This is a genomic window from Sporomusa malonica (genome assembly GCF_900176355.1).
GTDB lineage: Bacteria > Bacillota > Negativicutes > Sporomusales > Sporomusaceae > Sporomusa > Sporomusa malonica.
The window spans coordinates 131237-156944 of the sequence record NZ_FWXI01000006.1 but is presented as its reverse complement, the minus strand read 5'-3'; the positions used below and the strand labels follow the sequence as shown (position 1 = coordinate 156944).

The window sequence follows — 25708 nt, the reverse complement described above, 5'->3', positions numbered from 1 at the left end:
TGAAAAATTGTTCACAGTTATAGCGACTATTTTTGTTTTTGGCCTATTGATTTTGTTTCACGAGCTTGGTCACTTTATTACAGCTAAAAGTGTCGGTATGAGGGTTGATGAGTTTGCTATCGGTTTTGGGCCTAAGCTGATAAGCCGGAAAGTCGGAGAAACAGTCTACTCCATTCGTATTATACCTCTAGGCGGATTCAATAAAATTGCCGGTATGGATCCGGATGAAGAGCAGGATGAACGTTCATTCAGCGCCAAGCCTATCTGGGCTAGGATGCTGGTTATTGTGGCTGGTTCAGCTATGAATTTCGTATTGCCTATTATTTTGCTTTTTATCGTATTTATGAGTGCAGGTATTGATACTCCTTCCAATCAGCCACTAATCGGTACGGTTTTTTCAGAGAAACCGGCCGCTACAGCTGGACTCTTGCCCGGTGACCGGATCACAGCAGTAAATGGGGCATCTATAGATTCTTGGCGTCAATTTGTTAGCGTTGTTCAGACAAATGCCGGATCTAAGCTTGTTATCACTTATTCGCGCGGCACTGAGACAGGAAGAACTGCCACACTTACTCCTGAATATGACGAAAAAGGCAAACGGGGTATAATCGGGGTAACTCCTCAAATTGATAAATATAATCCAGGGATGTTAGAAGCCTCAGTTTTAGCTGCTAAGCAAACTGGTATTGTTGCTCAAAGCATGCTTGTTGGTATTGGGGAAATGATTACCGGCAAGACGGCAGCTGATGTGGCAGGGCCAATTGGTGTAGCGCAAATGGCTGGAGAAGTGGCTCAACTCGGAATCATTCCTTTGTTGCAATTTGCTGCGTTTTTAAGCATTAATTTAGGCTTAATCAATCTTCTGCCAGTTCCGGTATTGGATGGGGGGCATGTCGTAACTCTGGCTGTTGAAGGTTTGAGAGGCAAACCGCTTAACAAGAATCAAATGCAATTTATTCAAATGATTGGTTTTGCTCTGTTAATGCTTCTATTTGTTGTGGCAACCTTTAAAGACATATCACGATTAAAATTGTTTTAAGCTGGTGATTAAAGTATGCAGAGGAAGAAAACATGTCCAATTCGAATTGGTAAAGTTCTTATAGGGGGCACTGCCCCGATATCTGTACAATCTATGACCAATACCCGTACAGAAAATGTTACTGATACTGTAGCGCAGATTAAGAGATTACTTGACGTTGGGTGTGATATAGTTCGGGTTGCAGTACCTGATATGTCGGCCGCCTTGGCGATAGATCAAATAAAAACGGCTGTCGATGTCCCGCTTGTTGCCGATATTCACTTTGATTACCGTCTGGCCCTGGCAGCTATCGAACGAGGTATAGATGCTCTTCGCTTAAATCCAGGTAATATTGGAGATTCCGAGCATGTAGCGGTAGTTGTGAGAGAAGCCAAAAAGCGGCGCATTCCAATTCGTATTGGTGTTAATGCTGGATCGCTCAGCAAGGAGATGCTTGCCAAACATGGCGGGCGTCCTACTGCACAGGCAATGGTGGAAAGTGCACTCAGTCATATAGGTATTTTAGAGAGCCATAACTTTTATGATATTAAAATATCATTGAAGGCACACGATGTGCCACTTACTCTCATGGCCTATCAGCTTATGTCAGAGGTTGTAGACTATCCATTGCACCTTGGGATAACTGAAGCAGGAACAGTGCGGTCTGGTGTAATAAAATCAGCAGTGGGGATAGGGGCGCTCTTAGCGCAGGGAATTGGTGATACTCTTCGGGTGTCTCTTACTGGAGATCCGGTGGAGGAGGTCCGAGTAGCTAATGAAATCCTTAAATCTTTGGGACTAAGGCAATACGGCCCTACTCTGGTATCTTGTCCAACATGTGGCCGCTGTCAAATTAATCTAGTAGATATTGCTGAAACAGTGGAAGACAAGCTTAAGCTTGTGAATAAGCCAATAACTGTTGCCGTAATGGGATGCATTGTAAACGGCCCAGGTGAAGCAAAGGAAGCTGATGTTGGTATTGCCGGCGGCAAAGGTGAAGGCCTACTGTTTAGTAAAGGCGAGATTATCCGAAAAGTACCGGAAAATGAACTTGTAAGTGCGCTGTTTGCTGAAATTGATAAACTTAATAAGGAGGACAATTAATAAATGCGTGTTTCCCAATTATTTGCACCAACTTTAAGAGAAACTCCGGCAGAAGCCGAGGTAATAAGCCATCAACTAATGTTACGGGCAGGCTTTATCCGTAAGGCGGCAGGAGGCATCTATTCATACTTACCTTTGGCTTGGCGTGTATTAAAAAAAATTGAAACAATAGTACGGGAAGAGATGAATGCCAAAGGTGGTCAGGAACTGGCAATGCCGATTATTCAGCCAGCTGAAATGTGGCAGGAAACTGGTCGGTGGAGCGTCTATGGCGATGAGATGTTCCGCCTGAAAGACCGACATAATCGTAATTTCTGCTTGGGACCAACTCATGAAGAAATGATTACCACTCTTGTCCGGGGCGAGGTTCGTTCTTACCGTCAGTTGCCCCTCATGCTGTATCAAGTTCAGAATAAATATAGAGATGAGATTAGGCCGAGGTTTGGCCTTATGCGTGGCCGTGAATTCATAATGAAAGATTTATATTCATTTGATCGCGATGAGGCAGGGCTGGACCGGAGCTATAATAAGATGTATGATGCTTATTCACGGATATTTACCCGCTGTGGCTTGACTTTCCGTGCGGTAGAGGCTGATTCCGGCGCTATTGGCGGCAGTGGTTCACATGAATTCATGGTTCTTGCCGAATCAGGGGAAGCGGCAATTATTTACTGCGGTAGCTGTGATTACGCTGCTAATGTCGAGAAAGCCGAGCTGTATCCGATGACTACTCAAGCTGAAGAAAGCATGCCTATGACAGAAAAAGATACGCCAGGAACTAAGTCAATTGCCGATCTTAGCCAGTTTCTGGGTATCAGCCCCGAAAAAACTATAAAGACTTTGGCTTATCGCACAGATACCGGCACCATTGTTCTGGCTCTTGTTCGCGGAGATCATGAAGTTAATGAGATAAAATTGTTAAACAAGGTTGGTTGCTTACAACTTGATATGGCTAATGAGGAGGCTATATTAAATGTGTTGCAGAGCAGCGCGGGATATATTGGGCCAGTAGGTCTTGGCGATAAAAAAGATATCATTATTGTTGCCGATGGTACTGTTATGAAGATGTACAATGCCGTGTGTGGTGCTAACAAACAAGACAAGCATTATATTAACGTCAATCCTGTCCGTGATTTTAAGCCTTCCATTGTTGCGGATATCCGCCTAATTCAGGAGAACGATCCTTGTCCGCGTTGCGGTGAGCCAGTTAAAACGGCTCGAGGGATTGAGGTTGGTCAGGTATTTAAGCTGTTTACTAAATATAGCACTTCGCTGCAAGCGACTTTTATTGGTGAAGATGGCAAAGAGAAGCCGATGGTTATGGGCTGTTACGGTGTGGGTGTTAGCCGTACAATGGCAGCAGCTGTTGAACAAAATTATGATCAAAATGGTATAATCTGGCCTGTGCCTATCGCTCCTTATCATGCGGTAGTTGTTCCGGTTAATAGCAAAGATGAAGCTCAGATGGCTTTAGCGGAAAAAATATATGGTGAGTTAAATGCTAAAGGCGTGGAAGCCACATTTGATGACCGTAATGAGCGTCCAGGGGTTAAGTTTAAAGACGCAGACCTTATCGGGTATCCACTGAAGATTACGGTTGGTCCTAAAGCTATTAATGAGAATCTAATTGAGGTTAAAGTACGGCGTACAGGCGAGACACTTTATTTTGGCCCAACAGATTATCTGGATGGCATCAAGGAATTGCTTGCTAAACTGTAACTTGACGTAGCTAATTCATACTCTTAAGCGTGATACCTGGTTATCACGCTTTTTACATTAGCGAATAAAAAGAGTAGAAAGGGTGACGGTATGGTTCCAATCAGTGAAGTGGATATTGTTTTGCGGCTGGTTATCTCCTGCATTCTTGGCGGTTTAATTGGAATGGAACGTGAGAGCCTTGAGCGTCCTGCAGGTTTGCGTACTCATATTCTGGTATGCGTGGGTTCGACATTAATGATGATAGTATCTATTTATGGTTTTGCCGGTTATGAATCTGTAAATAAAGATCCAGGTAGAATTGCTGCTCAAGTCGTTAGCGGTATCGGCTTTTTAGGGGCAGGGACTATTCTTAGAGAAGGTCTGACTGTCAAAGGGCTTACTACTGCGGCCAGTTTATGGGTAGTAGCGGGGATCGGTTTAGCTATCGGCTGTGGTCTATTCTTTACTGGTATTGCGGGAACTGCGCTTGTATTTCTGACATTAGTGCTATTTGGTCAGATGGAACGACACCATTGGAGCAATAAATATTGTGACAGAGTTAAGATTGTTGTACGCGATCAACCAGGTCAGCTTGGAAAGGTGGGCATTTTTTTCGGAAAACATGGTATCGGTATTAAAAATATAACCATGCACCATGTTCCAGAAGAAAAAGTAATAAACCTTGAGTTTGTCCTAAAAATACCGTCAAATGCCGATATGATACAGATATTTGCAGAACTGACTGAAATTGACGGGGTGCTTTCCATTGATAAACCATGTTAAAATAGTTGTGACCTGTTATTGATGGGAGAGGTTTAATGCTTAGTTATTGTGTTATACCAGAGAATTGCCAGAGTTTTTTCCAGTTTGTCGATGGGTTGCCAGTTGATTCGGCTGATCGTGAATTACTAATGACGGCTCAAGTAAATAAAGTTGAAATTAATCCTTCTGTTGGGGCTTGGATTATACATATAACTGCTGCCAAACCTATTTCAGAGCAGGTGCTTAACGTTGCTGCAGAGCATTTATGTCAGAAATGTGGCTTGAGTAAAGTTGTATTTAACCAACAGATCAAAGATTTGAAACAATATTTGACGCAAAACTGGCCCCGATTTGTGGAACGAGTTGTTCAAGGCCATCATGCCATTAAACACCTGTTATTGAGTGCTTCTTGGGTCTATGACGAAGAAACATTAACAATAGAGACTGTTGGCGACCTATCAACAGCAATTTTAACAGATCGTGGTATGGAACAGACCATAAAATCGTTTATTATTCAAGACTTTGGCCAAATTTGTGAAGTCAAGTTTACCAGCTCAGCTGTTGAAGCGCCGGTCGAGTGTGATGATGCGTTATTAACGCCTGCATATAAGGAAGCCCTGATTGAAGTGGCTGCACCGCAGCTCAAATCTAAATCTGGTGATAGTCCAATAATATTTGGTCGCAATATAAGAGGCGTCGCCGATTCTGTGCAGCCTATAAACGCTATCCAAGAAGAAGCACGGAATGTTATTCTTACCGGTCAAATCATTAATCACGAATTAAAAGAATTAAAATCAGGTCGGTTTTTATTAACTTTTGATCTTGTTGACTTGACTGATGGCATTAGCGGAAAAGTATTTTTTGATAATAAAGAACAATTTAACAAGACATCTGGACTCATTAAAAACGGTATGCAGGTTACTGTTAAAGGCACGGTTCAGTACGACAAATTTGCTAATGAATTAGTATTATTTGCCGATAGCATGTGCAGGGCGGAGGAAAGAATTGAACGCCAAGATAATGCGCCTATCCGTCGGGTTGAACTTCATGCTCATACTCGTATGAGTGCACTAGATGCTATTGTTTCTGCAAAAAATCTTATTAAGACTGCGGCTAAATGGGGGCACCCGGCTGTTGCTATCACCGACCATGGTGTGGTGCAGGCATTTCCTGAAGCATATGAGGAAGCAAGCAGTGCTGGAATAAAAGTGATTTATGGTATGGAGGGTTATCTATTTGATGACGATATCAACCAATCTCGCCATATTATAATTTTAGCGCAAAACAACATTGGTCTGCGAAACCTGTACCGTCTGGTATCGATATCGCATCTGAGATATCTGCATCGTAAACCGCGCATACCCCGGATAATACTTGATGGTCATCGCGAAGGTTTGATACTAGGTTCGGCCTGCGAGGCTGGCGAATTAATCCATGCTATGATAAATGGAAGCAGTGAAGAGGAATTAAAAAATATTGCTAAGTATTACGACTATCTCGAGATTCAGCCTACCGGAAACAATGAATTCTTATTGCGTAAAGGAAAAGTAGCTGATGAGCAAGGCCTGCGAGATATTAATATTAGAGTTTGCGATATTGGCAAAAAGCTGGGGATACCAGTTGTTGCTACCTGTGATGTGCACTTTTTAAATCCAGAAGATGAAGTATACCGTCGCATTCTTATGGCTGGCCAAGGGTATGATGACGCCGATCGGCAGCCGCCGCTCTTTTTCCGGACAACTGATGAAATGCTGTCTGAGTTTAGCTACCTTGGTCCTGACAAAGCCTATGAAGTTGTAGTAGAGACTCCGCGTCGCATCAATGATCTTATTGAAAACATTAAACCAATCCCCGAAGAATTATATTCACCCCAGATACCTGGAGCAGAAGAAGAAATCAAATTTATGTCTTATCAAAACGCGGAATTGCTATACGGGACGCCATTGCCTGAACTTGTGTCTGAACGTCTTGAGTATGAGCTCAAATCCATCATAAATAACGGGTTTGCTGTGTTATACCTTATCGCTCATAAGCTTGTTAAAAAGTCAATGGATGACGGCTACCTAGTAGGCTCCCGGGGTTCGGTAGGCTCATCCTTTGTTGCTACCATGACAGGTATAACTGAAGTTAATCCACTGCCGCCGCATTGGCGCTGCCCTAACTGCAAATATAGTGAATTTATAAATGATGGCAGTTATGGAGGTGGATTTGATCTGCCTGATAAAGAGTGTCCTAACTGCCAGACTCAAATGGAGAAAAATGGGCATGATATCCCATTTGCCGTATTTATGGGCTTCCACGGTGACAAGGTGCCTGATATTGATCTTAACTTTTCCGGTGATTACCAGCCGGTAGCTCATAAATATACTGAAGAATTATTTGGCCGTGATAATGTATTTAGAGCAGGAACAATTGCTACAATAGCGGAAAAGACAGCGTACGGATTTGTTAAGAACTATTTAAGTGAAAAAGGCTGTGGTGCCCGTAATGCTCATATAAATCGACTGCTTGGTGGCTGCACCGGAGTAAAAAGAACGACTGGGCAACACCCAGGAGGTATCATGGTTATTCCGCGTGATATGGATGTGCATCATTTTACACCGATCCAATATCCAGCAGATGACAAAAACTCTTCAACAATTACGACTCATTTTGATTATCATTCGATTAGCAGTCGACTAGTTAAGCTTGATATTCTAGGGCATGACGATCCGACGGTAATAAAAATGCTTGAAGACTTGACAGGTATTGATGCAAAAAGTATTCCCTTTGACGATGCTGTAACGATGAGCTTATTTTCATCGACAGATGCTCTTGAACTTACACCTGAAGAGCTTAATAGTACGGTTGCCACATTCGGTATACCTGAATTTGGAACTAAGTTTGTAAGACAAATGCTTGAAGATACTAAGCCTAAAACCTTTAGTGAATTGGTACGGATAAGCGGTTTTTCCCATGGTACTGACGTCTGGCTCAATAATGCCCAGGATCTTATTAGAAGTGGCACGGCTAAACTGTCGGAAGCCATCTCCACACGCGATGATATTATGGTTTATCTTATTCATAAAGGCGTTGACTCGCAGTTAGCGTTCAAGGTTATGGAAGGTGTACGTAAAGGTAAAGGCGTTAAGCCCGATGATGTCGAGAAGATCAGAGCCAAAAATGTACCTGAGTGGTATGTTGAATCTTGCCAAAAGATTAAATACATGTTTCCTAAGGCTCACGCTGTAGCTTATGTTATGATGGCTTTTCGTATAGCTTATTGTAAAGTACATCATCCGTTGGCATTTTATGCGGCTTATTTTACCGTTAGGGCTACAGATTTTGATGCTGACTTGATTGTTAAAGGAACCAAAGTGCTTAAGGATGAACTTGTAGCCCTAGAGGAAAAAGGAAATACGCTTTCCACTAAAGAGAAAAGTATTCAAACAGTCTTAGAAATGGCGCACGAGATGTACTTGCGCGGTTTCGTCTTACATCGGGTAGATTTATATAAATCGGATGCCACCAAATTCAAAATTGTTGGTAACGGTCTCTTGCCGCCACTTGGTTCCCTTCAGGGAGTAGGTGTATCAGCTGCGCAGAACATTGTAGCTGCCCGTCAAAGCAAACATTTTTCATCCATTGAAGATGTACGTTCGCGCAGTAGAGTGTCTAAAACGGTTATCGATATTTTAAAGAATCATGGTTGTTTAGAAGGGCTAGATGATACGGATCAAATCATGCTTTTTGCATGACTTTAAGAAATTGACCAAAGCCGGTTGTAAGATTACCATTTTAATGGTATAATAATTGCAGTATAAAAGTATTTGACTTTTCAAGAGTGGGTACCGAGCACCCACTCTTTCATCTTATTTTAGGCGTTAATACTTCTTACCATAATTAGGTATGAGGGGTAAGATATCAGGTAACAATAAAAAGCAAGAGACTGTTACGGCTTAGAACCGTTAATCGGAGGTGTTAATAAGACATGTCGAAAGAAAAAATAGAATCAGTTGTTGAAAAGCTTGTATCAGATATAATTGCTGATAGTGCTCTCGAACTGGTTGATGCTGAATATGTTAAAGAACGCGACTGGTATCTGAGGGTGTTCTTAGACAAAGAAGCGGGGATTGAGATTGATGATTGTCAGTGGGTGAGCGAGCGCCTTGAGGCCAAACTAGATGAGATCAATTTGATTAAAGACCATTATTACCTTGAAGTGTCTTCACCAGGTCTTGACCGTCCACTAAAGAAGGAACGTGACTTTATTCGTCATGCTGGTGATAAAGTAGAAATAAAGACATATGAGCCGATCAATGAACAAAGGTTATTTATAGGCAAACTAATTGGTTTGGCTGATGGCGATGTTCGCATTGAGGTTGACGGGCAAGTCGTGAGTATTCCGCGAGAAAAGACTGCTCAAGTCAGGCTTCATATTGAATTTTAAGCAGTGAAAATTGAATAGGGGGAATTTTAATGAATGCAGAATTTATGCAAGCATTTGAACAGCTAGGAAGAGAAAAGGGTATTGCACCTGAAATACTGTTTGATGCCATTGAGGCTGCTTTGATTTCAGCATATAAACGAAATTTTGGGTCAGCGCAAAATGTACGAGTGTCATTAGAACGGACTACCGGTGAAATACATGTATATGCGCGAAAAAATGTTGTGCAGGATGTCAGTGATACACGTCTTGAATTATCTCTTAGTGAAGCCAAAGCAATTGATCCACGCTATGAACTTGATGATGTAGTCGAACTTGAGGTTACACCGAAGAATTTCGGGCGAATTGCTGCTCAAACGGCTAAGCAGGTTGTTGTGCAGCGAATCCGGGAAGCTGAACGTGGAATGATTTATGAGGAGTTTTCTAATAGGGAAAGCGATATCGTTACAGGTATTGTTCAGCGAATTGAACAGAAGAATGTTTTTATTGACTTGGGCAAGGCTGAAGCTATTTTAGCGCCATCTGAGCAGATTCCAGATGAAACATACAAACATGGCGATCGGTTGAAAAGCTATATAGTTGAGGTTAAGAAAACTACGAAAGGGCCTCAGATACTGGTGTCCCGAACCCATCCAGGTTTGTTAAAGCGCCTGTTTGAATTAGAAGTGCCTGAAATTCACGATGGTGTGGTTGAAATAAAATCAGTAGCGCGTGAGCCTGGTCTAAGATCTAAAATTGCCGTTTATTCTCGTGATGAGACAGTTGATCCGGTAGGTTCATGTGTAGGTCACAAAGGCATGCGGGTACAAACTATAGTGAACGAATTGAAAGGGGAAAAAATTGATATTGTAAAATGGAACGCCGACCCGGCAAAATATATAGCTAATGCGTTAAGTCCGGCGAAGGTAGTTTCAGTTGAAGTTCAGGAAACCGAAAAGATGTCACGGGTAGTTGTGCCTGACTATCAGCTATCGCTGGCTATAGGCAAAGAAGGACAAAATGCCCGTCTTGCTGCTAAACTTACCGGTTGGAAAATTGATATCAAGAGCGAATCTCAGGTTACTCAATCACCAGCCTTTTCACCGAGTGCGGCGCTGGAGGAATTGGTGTGAAGCCGAAAAAAATTCCTCTCAGAATGTGCGTTGGCTGTCAAGAGATGAAATCAAAAAAGGATTTACTGAGAGTTGTTAGAACGCCAGAAGATGAAGTTGTGCTTGATCCTACTGGAAAAAGAGCCGGAAGAGGTGCCTACATGTGCCGCAGTGAGCAGTGTTTGACTAAAGCTTTTAAAGAGAAGCGACTAGAAAGAGCTCTCAAACACCAGATTGCTGAAGATGTCTACAATGCGCTTAGGGTTGGGATTACGGAATGAATGAGCAAAAGCTAATGTCGGTTTTGGGTCTGGCTCAAAAAGCTGGTAAGATAGTGTCAGGCGATTTTGCTGTGCAAGGTGCTATTAAATCAGGTAAAGCCAGAATACTCATTATTGCAACAGATGCATCTAACAGTACAAAAAAAGAATATCAATATCAAGCTGAATACAGGAATATTACTGTTTACTGCGCTTTAACTAAAGAGCAGTTAGGTGGTGCTATAGGTAAAGCATTACGGGCGGCTGTGGTAGTAACCGATGCTGGTTTTGTCACGCCGATTGTACGGGCTCTCGAAGAATAAATAGTACTGTGGGAGAGAAAGAAAATGGGGGTGGATCAATGTCCAAATACAGAGTATATGAATTAGCCAAGGAATATAGTACTACAAGTAAAGTTATCATAGATATTTTAGGACGTCATGAGATCACTGCAAAGAATCATATGAGCAGTGTGGATGAAGATGCAAAGGTGGCTATTGAGCGGACTTTTGCGCGGAAAACGGGAGCACCTGAACAACCCGCAGCTAAAGCCGAACAACGTGAAATGTCGCAGCCAGCTAAAGAAGTACATACTCCTAGTCAACAACCGCAAAATCGGCCGACATATAATAATCAACAGCAACAGCCGCAAAATCGGCCGGCATATAATAATCAACAGCAACAGCCGCAAAATCGGCCGACATATAATAATCAACAGCAACAGCCGCAAAATCGGCCGACATATAATAATCAACAGCAACCACCGCAGAATCGGCCGCCTTATAACAATCAACAGCAACAGCCACAAAATCGGCCGGCATATAATAATCAACAGCAACAGCCGCAAAATCGGCCGGCATATAATAATCAACAGCAACAGCCGCAAAATCGGCCGGCATATAATAATCAACAGCAACCACAAAATCGTCCAAACTACAATAATCAACAGAATCGACCACCACAACGCCCGCAGACTGCTGCTCAGCCTCAGAATCGTCCTGGAGGTGCCGACAACAGACCTCAAGGACAGCAGAATTCGCAGTTCCAAAACAACAATCGTCGACCGCCTAATAATAACACGCGAAATAGTGGCGGTTCAAGCCCGGGAAATAGAAACTCACAGCAGCGTTCTAACCAACATAGGAATCAGCCTAACAGAAATCAGGCTGCGCAGGTCAAGGCTGAGATGCCCAAACCTAAGAGCATTAAAATTGGTGAATCGATTACAGTTAAAGAACTTGCTGGAAAAATGGGTCGTGAAGCAGGCGAAGTAATCAAAAAACTAATGATGCTAGGAACGATGGTTAGTATAAACCAGGAAGTTGATTTTGACACTGCTACCATCTTAGGTGGCGAATTCGGGGTTGCGGTAGAAGCAATTCCGCCAGAAGAAGACCCGACAGAAATTCCTGAAATTGAAGACGATGAGAAAGATTTGGTCTATCGCCCACCGGTTGTTACCGTTATGGGTCATGTTGACCATGGTAAAACGTCGCTCTTAGACTCTATCCGGCAAACTCATGTTACTTCTCAGGAAGCAGGCGGGATAACTCAGCATATTGGCGCTTATCAAGTAATGTGTCAAGGCAAAAAAATTGTCTTTTTAGATACTCCGGGCCACGAGGCTTTTACGGCTATGCGCGCACGTGGTGCACAAGTGACTGATATTGCCATTCTGGTAGTTGCCGCCGATGACGGTGTTATGCCTCAGACTATTGAAGCAATCAACCATGCCAAATCGGCAAAAGTTCCAATTATTGTTGCAATCAATAAAATGGACCGACCAGGAGCAAATCCAGATCGAGTCAAGCAACAATTGGCTGAGCACCAGCTAATACCTGAAGATTGGGGCGGCGATACTATCATGGCTCCCGTGTCAGCCCATCAGAAGACTGGTATCAACGAACTACTCGAGATGATTTTGTTAGTAGCGGAGATGCTTGATCTTAAGGCAAATCCTAACCGCTTAGCTTATGGAACAATTATCGAAGCTAAGCTTGATAAAGGACGGGGTCCAGTATCAACTGTTTTAGTGCAAAAAGGTACGCTTAGAATCGGCGACACAATAATTGCTGGCACGGCTTATGGTAAAGTGCGGGCAATGGTTAATGACCGGGGCGAGAAAATAAAGAAAGCTGAACCGGCTACACCGGTAGAAGTACTTGGTCTAGCTGATGTTCCGCAAGCTGGCGACACTTTAGTAGCTATTGACGAGCGAACAGCCAGGGCTGTAGCCGAGAAACGTGTAGCTAAAAAACGTACAGATGAAATCAAGCAATCGCAGAAGGTTTCACTGGATGATTTATTTAAGCAAATTCAAGAAGGCAGCATAAAAGACCTAAACATTGTAGTTAAAGCTGATGTTCAGGGATCAATCGAGGCCCTTCGCCAGTCGCTCGTAGCCATTAAAAATAAGGAAGTAAGGGTAAACATAGTTCATGCCGGTGTAGGCGCTATTAATGAATCAGACGTTATGCTGGCTGCGGCGTCTAATGCCCTTATTATTGGTTTTAATGTTCGTCCTGACGGCAATGCTCGTAAAGCCGCAGACAATGAAAAAATTGATATTAGAAATTACCGGGTTATTTATGATGCAATTAATGATGTTGAAGCCGCTATTACTGGCATGCTGGCGCCTGAGTTCAAAGAAGTCATTTTGGGGCGTGCTGAAGTACGTCAGGTAATTTCAATTCCTAAGGCAGTTGTTGCCGGTTCATATATTCTTGAAGGAAAAATAACCAGTACCGCCCAAGTGCGACTTATACGAGATAGTATTGTTATACATGAAGGGAAACTTGAGTCATTGCGCCGCTTTAAAGATGATGTTAAAGAAGTTGCACAAGGCTATGAGTGTGGTATAACAGTTGAAAAGTTCCGTGATGTTAAAGAAGGCGACATTATTGAAGCATTTATTATGGAACAAGTCACCCCAAAAGGTTAAAGCATACGTTTAGATACCGGAGGAATTACTATGGGACAACTGAGGGCAGAAAAGGTTCAGGAATTTATCAAGCAGGAAATTAGTAAAATGATTTTGACTGAACTTAAAGATCCTCGTATTGGTTTCGTAACAGTTACCAGAGTGGAAGCTACTGGCGATTTACGCAGTGCTAAGGTGTATGTTAGCCTCATGGGCACCGATGACCAAAAAGCTGAAACCTGGGCCGGACTTACGAAATCGTTAGGTTATATGCGGGCCGAAATTGGTAAACGCATTCGCATGAGATTTGCTCCCGAATTGTCGCTACACCTTGATGAAACACTAGAGTATAGTGCGCGCATTCAGGAACTTATCTTAAAAATTAAGCAGGAAGAAGGCAATCAGTAACAGTGGAAGTTTCTATAGCATACAGTGCCAAGCTGTTAAAGGAAGCTAATAATATTGTACTTACTGCCCATGTTCATCCGGATGGTGATGCCTTAGGATCGCTTCTTGCGCTGAATGCGTACCTGTCGGCCCAAGGAAAACAGGTTAGGATGTTGCTTGATGATGAAATACCGCGAACCTTTAAATTTCTTTCAGATTGGGAAAAAGTCAAGAAACCAGATAGTTCAGAAAGTCAAGCTGATTTGCTGGTAGTGCTTGATTCTAGCGATTTGGAGCGGATCGGTAAAGTCCGGGATGCGGTGAAAGCGCCGATACTTAATCTGGACCATCATATATCTAATCTTAAATTTGCTGACTACTGGTATATAGATAGTCAGGCAGCGGCTACCGGAGAAATAATTGTAAAGCTTTTTAAAGAAGTGGACGCTATTATCACTCCTAGTATGGCCACTGCATTGTTTACTGCAATAGCTACTGACTGCGGATTTTTCCGGTTTGCCAATACTTCGGCAGAAACACTTATATTTGCCTCGGAGCTGGTGGCAGCGGGTGCTAAGCCACATATTATTTCTGAACATCTTGATACAAAGCCGCGGGCTGTTATTGAAGTATTGCCCAAAGTGCTTGAGACACTGGAGATTGTAGACTGTGGTCAAAGCGGGCAAATAGCGACGTTGACATTGAGACAAGAAATATTAGCTAATCTCAGAGATGAAACTGAAGGATTCATTAATTATCCACGCAACATTGAGGGCGTTGAAATCGCCATCATGTTTAAAGAAGCAGATAATAATATACGAGTAAGCTTGCGCTCCAGATCTGCAGATGTTAGCCAGATCGCACTCGCTTTTGGTGGAGGCGGTCATGCACGGGCAGCTGGCTGCACTGTAACAGAACCTCTTAATATAGCTAAGCGGTTGATTATAGAGGCAGCAAAAAAACAGTTAGCTAAAGGGTTTAAGATTGAATGATGCAGAGTGGTATAATTAATGTTCTAAAACCCCCGGGAATGACATCCCATGATGTAGTAGCGTTTATCCGACGTCTGTATAGTATAAAACGTGTCGGACATGCCGGTACGTTGGATCCAGCAGCAGCTGGTATTTTGCCGGTATTTATCGGCAATGCCACTAGACTAGTTGAGTATTTGACCGATGCAGATAAAAGTTATCGGGCTGAACTTACGTTTGGCCTGGAAACAGACACTGGTGACGATACTGGCCAGATTATTAATAGACGTTCGTATAACAAGCCAAGTGCGAGCCAGATAAAAGAAGTGCTGACTTCTTTTATTGGTGCTACCGAGCAAATCCCCCCCATGTATTCAGCTATCAAAGTCGGTGGCAAAAAGTTATATGAACTGGCCCGCGCAGGTCAGACTGTTGAGCGGAAACCACGCAAAATTATGATTGACAATATTGCACTTGTGACAGAGTATGAAACTGGTATTGTCTTTGATGTGACCTGTTCTAAGGGAACATATATTCGTACATTGTGCGCTGATATTGGCTACAAGCTGAATTGCCTGGCGGTAATGAGCTTTTTGGTCAGAACACGGGTGGGTAGCTTCTCTCTAGAACAGTCCTTAACACTCGAAGAAATTCTTGCTAATAAAGAACAGGCTGTTCAAAGTGCGGATAGCGTTCTGACTCATGTTCCTGCTATAGTTTTATCTGAACAAGAATCTCAGGCAGTAAAAAATGGGCGTACTATCTGTTGCGAAAAAAGCGGTGCTGATTTAGTAAAAATCTATGATTATCAGAATAATTTCATTGGAATCGGTCGGGAAATATATCAGGCTGAAGGTCATGCGACACTGACGCCAGTAAAAATCTTAAGTCCGGATCGGTAACGATCCGGATTCTTACATAGGCGGTAATGAGGAGAAACAGAAACAGTATGAAAGTCTTTACCCAGATAGAAAATGTTCGTCAGTATCCGCCCGTCTATATGGCGTTAGGAACTTTTGATGGTATTCATATTGGGCATCAGGCGATCATTAAGCGTACTGCTCAGCAAGCAAGAAGCAAAAACTGTTCTAGCGCTGTGTTTACTTTTAGTAATCATCCTCTCAACGTGATTGATGCTGACCGCTGTCCACCACTCATTATAACTAATCAGGAAAAAGTTGATCTTATTGCAGAATTGGGTGTGGACATGTTATTTAATGTTCCTTTTACTACTGAGCTTTTACGTTTAACGCCTGAAAAATTTCTTCAAAAAATTGTAAATAATATTAATCTTAGGCATGTTGTCGTAGGAGCAAACTTTACTTATGGATACAGAGGTGCCGGAACGCCAGCGTTATTGACAACGGCTGGCTCTAAACACGGTTTCACTGTCGATGTAGTGAACATGGTAGATGTGGAAGGGGTCATTGTAAGCAGCACCACCATTAGGCAACTGGTTGCTGATGGTGCTGTCAAGCCTGCTGCAGATTTGCTTGGGCGGCCAGCAACCATAACTGGGAAAATTATTGAGGGTGATCAGCGAGGGCGAAAGTTAGGGTTTCCTACAGCAAATTTAGCTATTCCTCAGGGGCTCTTAGTTCCTGCTGATGGGGTGTACGCCGTGTATGTCCATAACGAAACAGGTGAAAAGTTGAGTGGTGTTGCTAATATCGGTAATAATCCTACTTTCACAAGGCAAACACGTCGGATAGAAGTGCATATCTTGGATTTCGATCGCTTCATTTATGGACAGCGGTTAAAAATAGAATTTATTGACCGCATTCGAGGCGAGATTGCTTTTACCAGTATTGAACAACTTAAGCAGCAAATGAAGGCTGATATTGAATTTGCCCGGAAAAATTATTTTGTTAGCTAACAAGGTTTACATGGCATAAAGTTTATGGTAAAATATATTACAGTGCTTTAGTCACTCTATTAACCGTAGCGAGGATAATCGAGTCTCCGGCGATGTCTTGGCTAATGGGGATAAGCAAGAAGAAGGAGGTGAACCATCGTGTTGACACCTGAAAACAAACAAAAACTTATTGAAAAATATCGTGTGCACTTAAATGATACCGGATCTCCGGAAGTTCAGATTGCTATTCTTACCGAGCGTATTAATTACCTCACTGAGCATTTGCGAGAGCACAAAAAAGACCATCACTCCCGTCGTGGTCTATTGAAAATGGTTGGTCAACGCAGAGGTCTCTTGAACTATCTGCGTGAAAGTGAGATTGAGCGTTACCGTTCAATTTTGGAAAAACTAAACCTGAGAAAATAAAAAAAAGCGGACTTTCCGCTTTTTTTTTATTTATTTTCCAGGTTAAAGAAAAATAAAAAAGGGAATAATAAGAAAAATGTCGAACAGTTAATCTTTGCTAAAAGAAAAGGGGTTTAATCAGAGGAGGAAAACAAAATATGGACAAATTCCAGATGGAATTAGGTGGCCGGACCTTGATCATTGAATCAGGTAAAATGGCCAAGCAGGCTAGCGGTGCTGTGCTGGTTCGCTACGGCGATACTGCTGTATTGGTAGCTGCAACTCAATCGGCTGAGCCAAGACAAGGGATTGATTTTTTTCCATTAACAGTGGATTATGAAGAACGCTTGTATTCGGTAGGTAAAATTCCTGGAGGATTTATCAAACGGGAAGGACGTCCGAGTGAAGCTGCAATTTTAGCTGGTCGTTTAATTGACCGGCCTATTCGCCCGCTATTTTCCGAGGGCCTGCGTAATGACGTTCATGTGGTAGCCACAGTAATGTCAGTGGATCAGAATAACCCGCCTGATATTGCAGCAATGATTGGTGCATCTTGTGCCCTAGGCGTTTCTGACATTGTTTTTAATGGGCCTATTGGCGGCGTTCGCGTTGGATTACTCAATAACCAGTTTGTTTTGAATCCTACCATAGATCAGCAAGAGAAAAGTGACCTTAACTTAGTAGTGGCAGGAACTAAAGATGCCATTTTGATGGTTGAAGCTGGAGCGAACGAGTTATCTGAAGAGACCATGCTTGAAGCTATTTTATTTGGGCATGCTGCGATTAAGGAAATTGTTGCTTTTCAAGAAGAGATTATTGCAAAAATCGGCAAACCTAAGAAAGAAAAACCTATTTATGAAGTCCCAAGTCAAATTGATGCAGCTATGAGGGACTACATAACCGATAAGTTGAAAATTGCTGTATCTAATTCTGACAAGCTCGAGCGCGAGGAGAACATCAAACAGGTTAAGTCTGAAGCTACAGAGCATTTCTTAGCAATTTATCCTGAGAATGCAAAAGACATTAGTTACATGTTCCAAAAAATTCTCAAAGAAATTGTCCGTAAAATGATTACTGTCGATAAAATCCGTCCAGACGGTCGCAAGATTGACGAAGTACGGCCCATTACCTGTGAGGTAGGTCTTTTGGCGCGTACTCATGGCTCAGGCTTGTTCACCCGTGGTCAGACTCAAGTCTTTACAATTACTACTCTGGGCGCTATCGGGGATGAGCAGATTCTTGATGGTCTTGGTGTTGAGGAATCGAAACGCTACATGCATCATTATAACTTCCCATCATTTAGTGTAGGCGAGACCAGACCGTCACGTGGTCCGGGACGTCGCGAAATCGGCCATGGAGCGTTAGCTGAGCGGGCGCTAGTACCTGTTATCCCCTCAGAGGTTGAATTCCCGTACACTATTCGTTTGGTGTCGGAGGTTATTGAGTCCAACGGTTCAACCTCCATGGGAAGCGTATGCGGCAGTACACTATCACTAATGGATGCAGGAGTACCGATTAAGTCGCCGGTATCTGGCGTTGCTATGGGCTTGGTTAAAGATGGTGAAAATCACACAATCTTGACTGACATCCAAGGCATGGAAGACGCGCTTGGCGATATGGATTTCAAAGTTGCCGGTACTGCTCAAGGCGTGACTGCTATGCAGATGGATATGAAAATATCAGGTATCACCAAAGAGATTTTTGTAGATGCGTTAGCTCAAGCAAAACGCGGCCGAATGCACATATTAGGAAAAATGCTTGAGGCTATTGACGAGCCAAGAAAAGAATTGTCGCCCTTTGCACCACGCATTATTACGATGGAAATTGATCCAGACAAAATCCGTGATGTTATTGGACCAGGTGGTAAGACGATTAAAAAGATTATTGAGGAAACAGGTGTTACCATCGACATTGAGGATGATGGTAAGGTATTTATTGCCGCCGTTGATGTTGAGGCTGGTCAAAAGGCAGTACGCATCATCGAAACTCTAGTGCGTAGTGTGGAAATTGGTGCAGTCTACAGTGGCAAAGTCACTCGTCTAATGAATTTTGGCGCATTTGTCGAAATTCTTCCTGGCAAGGAAGGACTTGTACACATTTCGCAACTAGCACGTGAACGTGTTGCTAAAGTTGAAGACGTTGTTAAAGTAGGCGATGAAATTATGGTCAAAGTCACTGAAATTGACCGTCAAGGCCGCATTAATTTGTCACGTAAGGAATTGCTAAAAGCAGAGCCACGGGAAGCAGCCCTTGAAGGCGCAGAACAATAATAAGTACCTATCGGGACTTGGCATAAGCCAAGTCTTTTTATTTTGCTCATAAATAGCCACCAACACTAATACACTGTACTACATGTAAGTGCGGGCAGGAGTTGATTGATATGCAGTGTAAAATGGTGGTTGTAGGAAAGATTCGCCACTGGTATGTGTATTTTGCTGTTGGTGTTTTTATGACAGTAGCTATGTTATCAGGTATTCTTCAACCATTAATAGCCACTACGAGTCTTCCATCAGTACCGCCACCTCTTTTCCAGGGCAACACGTCTCAGCCTCAAGTCGCTCTGGCTTGCAATGTGTTCTGGGGCGAAGAATATCTCCCCAATATGCTCAAAACACTTGATGAAAATAATGTACATATTACTTTTTTTATTGGTGGAAGCTGGGCTAATAAATATCCAGAAATACTTAAAGATTTAGCCAACAGAGGACACGAACTGGGCAACCATACATATAGCCATCCGCACCCTAATAACTTGAGCAAAGAAAAAAATAAAGAACAGATACTAAAGACAGAAGAGCTTGTAGCAAATGTTACCGGAATTAAAACTAGCTTATACGCGCCGCCTTATGGAGAATACAATAATACAGTACTGATGGCTGCTAAGGACCTGAATTATACTACGATTATGTGGAGCATTGACACAGTGGACTGGAAACGGCCGCCGCCCCAAGTTCTTAAAGATCGAGTACTAAAAAAACTCCATAACGGTGCTATTATCCTAATGCATCCGACTGCGCCGACTGCGCAGGCCCTTCCAGACCTTATCGCTGAAATAAAAAAACGTGGATATACGATAACTACAGTATCTGATATACTTAAATAACAAAAAAAGGCAGGCGAAAGCCTGTTTTTTTTATTGATAAAAGACGATAAATATGATAGCATAGTGTTTACATAATAAAATAATTATGTAATTTACTTGCTTGGCTGCTGGAATGGAGGCTGAACGATGGACAAGCATAAGAATCTAATATCCTGGCTGATAATGATGGTTTTTATGATGACCATCTTGCTGCCAGTGACGACCGCGAATGCTTTTTCAGTATCAGATTTATTGGGACAGACTACTAGTTCTAATGATTCTGGCGGGGCGGCTGACATGAGTAACGGTAAAGGCCTGCTGAATATTTTGCTGGGGCTCTTTATGGGCAAGTTTATGGGAAATGCTTTTAATGATCCAACAGATGAAACAGCCAAAAGTGATCCTGCCAGCGGCTTAATGAATGCTTCACCGAAAGAGTTTATCGGCTTTTATGCTGAATGGTGGGGAACAGATACTTCTTCTTATAACTCTATGGTAAAGAATGCTGATGTAATTAAAACAATTGCTCCATTTTGGGCTACAATGCAGGCTGATGGTACAGTCATAGACCGTGGAGGAAATGATCACGCATCTGTGGTCAAAACTGCCCATCAGAAAAATATAACAGTGCTGCTTTTGGTTAACAACGCCAAAGAAGCTGGCGCTACCTTGCCTGTTCACAATGTATTGTCAAATCCTATGCTTAGGACTAAAGCCATCGACAACTTTGAAGATTATATAAAAAAATACGATCTTGACGGTATCAATGTTGACTTTGAAATGGTGCCTGCCGAAGATCGTGATAATCTGACGGCATTTATGCGCGAGCTTTATGCCCGTCTTAAACCCCAGGGCTATATTGTGTCAATTGATGTTTTTCCAAAGCAGGATGAAAGTAACGATGTGGCAGCTGCATACGACTATGCCGAACTTGCCAAGTATGCTGATAAAATTATGATTATGACATACGACAACCACGGCACGTGGAGCGGTCCAGGACCACTTGCTGATATTCGGTGGGTAGAAAACAATCTAAAATATGCGCTCAAGTTTATTCCTAAAAATAAACTCTATCTTGGTATTGCAGCTTATGGTTATGACTGGTCTGCCCAAGGTACGCATTCTTTAGAGTTTAAGGCGACGATGGATTTGGCTCAGCGATATGGTAAAGCAGCACAATGGGATGACACTTCTAAATCTCCGTATTTTAGCTATACCGCAAATGACGGTACAGCGCATACTGTTTGGTTTGAAAACAGCGAAAGTTTGAAATACAAACTGGCCCTTATCAGCAAGTATGATATTGCTGGTGCCGCCATGTGGAAGCTTGGCGAAGAAGACCCGGCGTACTGGCCGGTATTGCAGGACAAGTTCCACAAGTAAAAAATAATAATACAGGAGGTTTTCTGTGCATAGCAAAAAAATATTGACACTATTAATGCTGTTTGTTTTGGTATTTAATATATTGGGCCCAGTACAAGTAAGTCATGCCGCGTCTTTAGACAGTGTAATTGCAACCTTGGGGGCTTCAAGTGTTCCTTCGACCGATGGTGGTTCCAATGTTTTCAGTAAATTGTTCAGCTTATTGTTCGATAAAATCCTTGGCCCAATATTGAATGTTTTTGGAGGAAATAAATCTACGACTACCTCACCGGACAATCCAGTTAAAGTAACTCCACTTCCACCGCAAACTGGGAACTCAGGGATTACAGATAGTGGTGTACTACGTGGTAAAGTAATCGTTATTGATCCTGGCCATGGTGGCAGCAATCCTGGTGCAGTAGCCAATGGCACCAGAGAGACCGACAATAATTTAGCTGTTAGTTTAAAATTAAGAGACAAGCTTACTAAAGCTGGAGCGAAAGTAGTTATGACTAGAGAAACCGATCGCACAGTTGCGTCTGAAGGCAGCTCTCTTGGGCAGGAGTTGGCTGCAAGGGTTGATATTGCCGAAGCTAACAATGCTGATATATTTGTTAGTGTTCACTCAAACTCTAACCCCAATCCTGAAATTTATGGAGCGATGACCTTTTTCCCAAGCGGTAAGTCATCCAAATTGGCGTTGGAGGTTCAGGACAATATTATCAGAGAAACTGGCGCTGCAGATAAAGGCACTTCCTCGGCTACTTTCTATGTTCTACGGAACACAACAATGCCAAGTATTTTGGTTGAGATGGGATTTGTAAGCAACACTGGTGAAGCCCGCAAGCTGCAGGAGGATAGCTACCGAAATAAAATAGCCCAGGGTATCTTTAACGGGGTAGTTAAATACCTCAACAACTAGCAGATAAAATCTTTTAAACAGAGATAAACGTTAAATCGAATATCTCTGTTTTTTTATTTAGCAACTTTAGGTATAATAAGGAATATACTTATCTGACAAATTGTTTGTTTGAAGCATTAGTAGAGTTGCTGTACTTGCTGTTACTGTTGATAAAATGAATTAAGGTGTCTTATTTTGGGTTAATGAAAAGGAGATTTTATGTATCAAAAATCAGTATTGCCTAACGGAATTCGTGTTGTTTCCGAAACGATTCCGTATGTAAAATCAGTTACTATGGGTATATGGATAGGAACAGGATCAAGGTTTGAAGAAGAATATAATCATGGTATTTCCCATTTCATCGAGCATTTAATGTTTAAAGGAACTGCCCAGCGTTCAGCAAAAGATATTGCAGAGGTAGTAGATGCTGTGGGCGGTCAGCTCAATGCTTTTACAGCTAAAGAATATACTTGTTATTATTTAAAAGTTCTAGATTCCCATGCTGAGTTGGCTTTGGATATTTTGAGTGATATGCTGCTCGCATCGAAGTTTGCGGAAGAAGATATTGAACGGGAGCGGCAGGTTGTAATTGAGGAAGTACATATGTACGAAGACTCACCAGATGAACTGGTGCATGATATTCATCTCGATACTGTTTGGCCTAGTCATCCGCTTGGCCGGAATATTTTGGGCACGACTGATTCGATCGGACGGTTCAATCGTGAGTTAGTCATGGAATATTATCGGAATTTCTATACACCAGAAAATATGGTTATCGCTGCAGCCGGCAATATAACACACGAAGAATTGGTGAAGTTAGCTTCGCGCTATTTTAGTGCGATGACAGGCCAACGACGAATAATGGCAATAACGGCACCACGGCTTACTCCGTCCCAAACAATCATTAGTAAGGATATTGAGCAGGTGCATGTGTGCCTAGGAACGTTGAGTGTACCTCAAGATTCTCCGGAAATATATCCTGTGCATATCATGAACAATGTTTTGGGTGGAGGAATAAGCTCTAGGTTATTCCAATCCATTCGTGAAGAACGTGGTTTGGCTTACTCGGTATATTCCTATCAGAATAATTATAAGGATGCTGGATTACTCACAGTGTACGCGGGTACTCGTCCCAGCAATATTAACCAGGTTTTGGATCTTATTATGGAAAACTTAAAGGACTTGAAAAACAAAGGAATAAGTCAGCAAGAATTGATCAAGTCTAAAGAACAAATAAAAGGTAGTTTATTGCTTGGTTTAGAAAGTTCAAGTAGCCGGATGTCGCGTATAGGCAAGATGGAAGTTTCCTTAGGTAAATTTATCTCCTTAGATCAAGTCGTAAGCAAGATTGATCAAGTGACGCTGACAGATATTAACCAAATGATTGAACGCATGTTTACTACTGAAAACATATGTTTTACTGCCCTTGGTCCTGTTGATGCTGCCGGTATTGATACTAATTTTAAATTTTAACGAAGGAGATATTATGGCTAGAGGTTTTGAAATAATTAGTAAGTATCAAGATTGTGGGATTATCTTGCCTGCTCGTAAGACCGCGTTAAGCGCTGGGTATGATATTGCCGCCGGATATGATGCAACTTTAGATCCTGGGAAGGTTACATTAGTACCTACAGGGCTAAAAGCCTATATGGAAAGTGATGAATATTTGGGTATTCATATCCGCTCCGGGCTGGCTGTCAAGCATAGCCTGAGTTTAATTAACGGACAGGGAATCATTGATGCTGATTATTATAATAATCAGGATAATGAAGGACATATTTTAATTGCAATATTTAATCATGGTGATAAGTCGGTAGTAATAACTAAAGGAACTCGCTTGGCTCAGGGAATTTTTTATAAATATTTAAAAACCGATAATGATTGCTCCGGCAATGAGCGCATGGGTGGCTTAGGCAGTACTGGAAAATAAAACTTCAAGGGATTTTGCCCTTGAAGTTTTTTCATAACTTACTTTAAGCTACCATATACATTGGTAGAAGCAGGTTAAGGGGGGGCTGCCATGTATACATGGGCGACGTTAGTTGTGATTATTCTGGCAGCTATTTGGTCTATTTGGCTTCGTGTCTGTCGCTCCCGTGTAGGGCTGGATAATGTTCCGCCAATAGAGCCTCGGCCATCACCCTTTTCCAATGCTGTGCAGGAATTGGTGGCCACTGCGGGCGGTGTATATCTATCGTTAGTTATGATCGTTTCATTCTTGAAGCTTGAACTGCCTGAGAGAATAACGATAAGTATACTCGCCTTCGATCCTTTAGCAATGACGGCTATTGGAGTAGCGGTTATTCAACCGCTGCTTAGTAAATCATTCGGCAATAAGTAAAGTAGGTGATTGTATGCGGATAAGCGAAATGGCAGGGAAAGAAGTTATTAATTTGGGAGATGGTGCCCGGCTAGGTACAATTGGTGAATGTGAACTAACTTTTGACAGTCAAACTGGTGCGATTAGCGGATTAATACTGCCAAAACCTAAAACAGTGTTTCAATTTTTAAATGACAGGCAAATAACAACAATACCGTGGCAGGCTATTAGACGCATTGGTGATGAAGTTGTCATTGTCGATTTAAATAATGCCTACGACCGTATGTATTCGCGATTTAGCCGGGAATAAAAAATCTTATGCTGGTTAAACCTAACATTAGACGAATATCAGACTAATGTTAGGAGGCTTTATTGATGGCGAACACAAACAATACCAGTGGTGGCAGCCAAGCACCAACTCAGACTACAGGTCAGGCAGGAAACGCCTTGGTCAATAGCTATGCCCAAGCTCAGACTCAATCTGTCAATTCCCAGACGCAGTCTCCAAGCTCCTCTGTTCAAACTCAGTCTGGAGCAATGCAAGGGAGTACTCAAGGTGTTAAAAGTGTAATTGGCGTATTCAATTCTCGTGATAATGCCGAGCGGGCTGTTAATGCACTTAGATCACAAGGGTTTACAACTGAGGAAATTAATATTGTTTCTAAGAACAAAAATAATCGAGCCCAGCAGGGAGAGGAATATTTTGAGGATGATATTACTGACGGTGCCCTAACAGGCGGTACTTTGGGTGGTATTGGAGGTTTGCTTCTAGGTGCTGGTGCCTTGGCTATTCCTGGTGTCGGACCAATCCTTGCCGCAGGACCTATTGCTGCAGCTTTAAGCGGAGCAGTCGCAGGTGGTATTGCCGGCGGTCTTATCGACTGGGGTATTCCGGCAGAAGCAGGCAGGCGTTATGAGCAGCAGGTAGCACAGGGCGGAATTCTTGCTATTATTCGTTCTGATGCTGTTAAGGTTAATCAAGCAGCTCAGGTACTTAGACAAAATGGCGCTAAAGATGTCGAAACTCACGCGTTAAAATAACTGGGGTTTTCTTATGGGGATTTTGTTTGCAAGTATACAGTTTTTTAATATTTATTGACAATACTGGAACCTTTAGTATAAAATGTGTATAAAATGAATAAGCAA

General features: G+C 42.3%; 24 protein-coding genes. All 24 read left to right on the top strand.

Annotated elements, in window-relative coordinates; all coding sequences use genetic code 11:
- Positions 1-7: 7 nt before the first annotated feature.
- The 24 genes from rseP to B9A22_RS08900 all read left to right on the top strand — a co-directional run bounded on the left by rseP (position 8) and on the right by B9A22_RS08900 (position 25603).
- Complete coding sequence (gene rseP, locus B9A22_RS09015; RefSeq protein WP_084575391.1) at positions 8-1039, top strand: RIP metalloprotease RseP; 1032 nt, start codon at positions 8-10, stop codon at positions 1037-1039.
- A 15-nt stretch (positions 1040-1054) separates the two neighbouring features.
- Complete coding sequence (gene ispG, locus B9A22_RS09010; protein WP_084575390.1) at positions 1055-2122, top strand: flavodoxin-dependent (E)-4-hydroxy-3-methylbut-2-enyl-diphosphate synthase; 1068 nt, start codon at positions 1055-1057, stop codon at positions 2120-2122.
- Positions 2123-2125: 3 nt separating this feature from the next.
- Positions 2126-3841 (top strand): proline--tRNA ligase, encoded by a 1716-nt coding sequence (locus B9A22_RS09005; protein WP_084575389.1) that lies wholly within the window; start codon positions 2126-2128, stop codon positions 3839-3841.
- Positions 3842-3931: 90 nt separating this feature from the next.
- A complete protein-coding gene (locus B9A22_RS09000) occupies positions 3932-4603 on the top strand; it encodes an MgtC/SapB family protein (protein ID WP_084575388.1) in 672 nt (223 codons plus the stop codon).
- 35 nt (positions 4604-4638) lie between these two features.
- The gene (locus B9A22_RS08995) at positions 4639-8319 is read left to right on the top strand and encodes a PolC-type DNA polymerase III (RefSeq protein WP_084575387.1); all 3681 of its coding nucleotides are present in this window, start codon (positions 4639-4641) and stop codon (positions 8317-8319) included.
- A 233-nt stretch (positions 8320-8552) separates the two neighbouring features.
- Complete coding sequence (locus B9A22_RS08990) at positions 8553-9011, top strand: ribosome maturation factor RimP (protein WP_084575386.1); 459 nt, start codon at positions 8553-8555, stop codon at positions 9009-9011.
- Positions 9012-9040: 29 nt separating this feature from the next.
- A complete protein-coding gene (nusA, locus tag B9A22_RS08985; RefSeq protein WP_084575385.1) occupies positions 9041-10120 on the top strand; it encodes a transcription termination factor NusA in 1080 nt (359 codons plus the stop codon).
- Positions 10117-10380 carry an RNase P modulator RnpM gene (rnpM, locus tag B9A22_RS08980; protein ID WP_371360999.1) on the top strand — a complete coding sequence of 88 codons (264 nt, stop codon included), beginning with the start codon at positions 10117-10119 and terminating at the stop codon, positions 10378-10380. The genes nusA and rnpM overlap by 4 nt, the downstream gene beginning before the upstream one ends.
- Positions 10377-10682 (top strand): L7Ae/L30e/S12e/Gadd45 family ribosomal protein, encoded by a 306-nt coding sequence (locus B9A22_RS08975; protein WP_084575384.1) that lies wholly within the window; start codon positions 10377-10379, stop codon positions 10680-10682. The genes rnpM and B9A22_RS08975 overlap by 4 nt, the downstream gene beginning before the upstream one ends.
- A gap of 38 nt (positions 10683-10720) precedes the next feature.
- Positions 10721-13300 carry a translation initiation factor IF-2 gene (gene infB / locus B9A22_RS08970; RefSeq protein WP_084575383.1) on the top strand — a complete coding sequence of 860 codons (2580 nt, stop codon included), beginning with the start codon at positions 10721-10723 and terminating at the stop codon, positions 13298-13300.
- 30 nt (positions 13301-13330) lie between these two features.
- Positions 13331-13687, top strand: coding sequence for a 30S ribosome-binding factor RbfA (rbfA, locus tag B9A22_RS08965; protein WP_084575382.1), 357 nt, complete (start codon positions 13331-13333; stop codon positions 13685-13687).
- 2 nt (positions 13688-13689) lie between these two features.
- Positions 13690-14658 carry a DHH family phosphoesterase gene (locus B9A22_RS08960; protein WP_084575381.1) on the top strand — a complete coding sequence of 323 codons (969 nt, stop codon included), beginning with the start codon at positions 13690-13692 and terminating at the stop codon, positions 14656-14658.
- A complete protein-coding gene (gene truB, locus B9A22_RS08955) occupies positions 14655-15539 on the top strand; it encodes a tRNA pseudouridine(55) synthase TruB (RefSeq protein WP_245823908.1) in 885 nt (294 codons plus the stop codon). The genes B9A22_RS08960 and truB overlap by 4 nt, the downstream gene beginning before the upstream one ends.
- A gap of 47 nt (positions 15540-15586) precedes the next feature.
- Positions 15587-16513, top strand: a complete 927-nt coding sequence (locus B9A22_RS08950; protein ID WP_084575380.1) for a bifunctional riboflavin kinase/FAD synthetase — start codon at positions 15587-15589, stop codon at positions 16511-16513.
- 138 nt (positions 16514-16651) lie between these two features.
- Complete coding sequence (rpsO, locus tag B9A22_RS08945; RefSeq protein WP_084575379.1) at positions 16652-16918, top strand: 30S ribosomal protein S15; 267 nt, start codon at positions 16652-16654, stop codon at positions 16916-16918.
- A gap of 137 nt (positions 16919-17055) precedes the next feature.
- Positions 17056-19167, top strand: a complete 2112-nt coding sequence (locus B9A22_RS08940) for a polyribonucleotide nucleotidyltransferase (RefSeq protein ID WP_084575378.1) — start codon at positions 17056-17058, stop codon at positions 19165-19167.
- A gap of 110 nt (positions 19168-19277) precedes the next feature.
- A complete protein-coding gene (locus tag B9A22_RS08935) occupies positions 19278-20000 on the top strand; it encodes a polysaccharide deacetylase family protein (protein WP_245823906.1) in 723 nt (240 codons plus the stop codon).
- 126 nt (positions 20001-20126) lie between these two features.
- A complete protein-coding gene (locus B9A22_RS08930) occupies positions 20127-21362 on the top strand; it encodes a glycosyl hydrolase family 18 protein (protein WP_084575377.1) in 1236 nt (411 codons plus the stop codon).
- 25 nt (positions 21363-21387) lie between these two features.
- Complete coding sequence (locus B9A22_RS08925; RefSeq protein WP_084575376.1) at positions 21388-22263, top strand: N-acetylmuramoyl-L-alanine amidase family protein; 876 nt, start codon at positions 21388-21390, stop codon at positions 22261-22263.
- A gap of 198 nt (positions 22264-22461) precedes the next feature.
- Positions 22462-23715, top strand: a complete 1254-nt coding sequence (locus tag B9A22_RS08920; protein ID WP_084575375.1) for a M16 family metallopeptidase — start codon at positions 22462-22464, stop codon at positions 23713-23715.
- Between the two features lie 10 nt (positions 23716-23725).
- A complete protein-coding gene (gene dut / locus B9A22_RS08915; protein WP_139796219.1) occupies positions 23726-24172 on the top strand; it encodes a dUTP diphosphatase in 447 nt (148 codons plus the stop codon).
- A gap of 90 nt (positions 24173-24262) precedes the next feature.
- The gene (locus B9A22_RS08910; protein ID WP_084575373.1) at positions 24263-24583 is read left to right on the top strand and encodes a hypothetical protein; all 321 of its coding nucleotides are present in this window, start codon (positions 24263-24265) and stop codon (positions 24581-24583) included.
- A gap of 13 nt (positions 24584-24596) precedes the next feature.
- Positions 24597-24872, top strand: coding sequence for a YlmC/YmxH family sporulation protein (locus B9A22_RS08905; RefSeq protein ID WP_084575372.1), 276 nt, complete (start codon positions 24597-24599; stop codon positions 24870-24872).
- Positions 24873-24937: 65 nt separating this feature from the next.
- A complete protein-coding gene (locus B9A22_RS08900) occupies positions 24938-25603 on the top strand; it encodes a general stress protein (protein WP_217805913.1) in 666 nt (221 codons plus the stop codon).
- Positions 25604-25708: the final 105 nt, after the last annotated feature.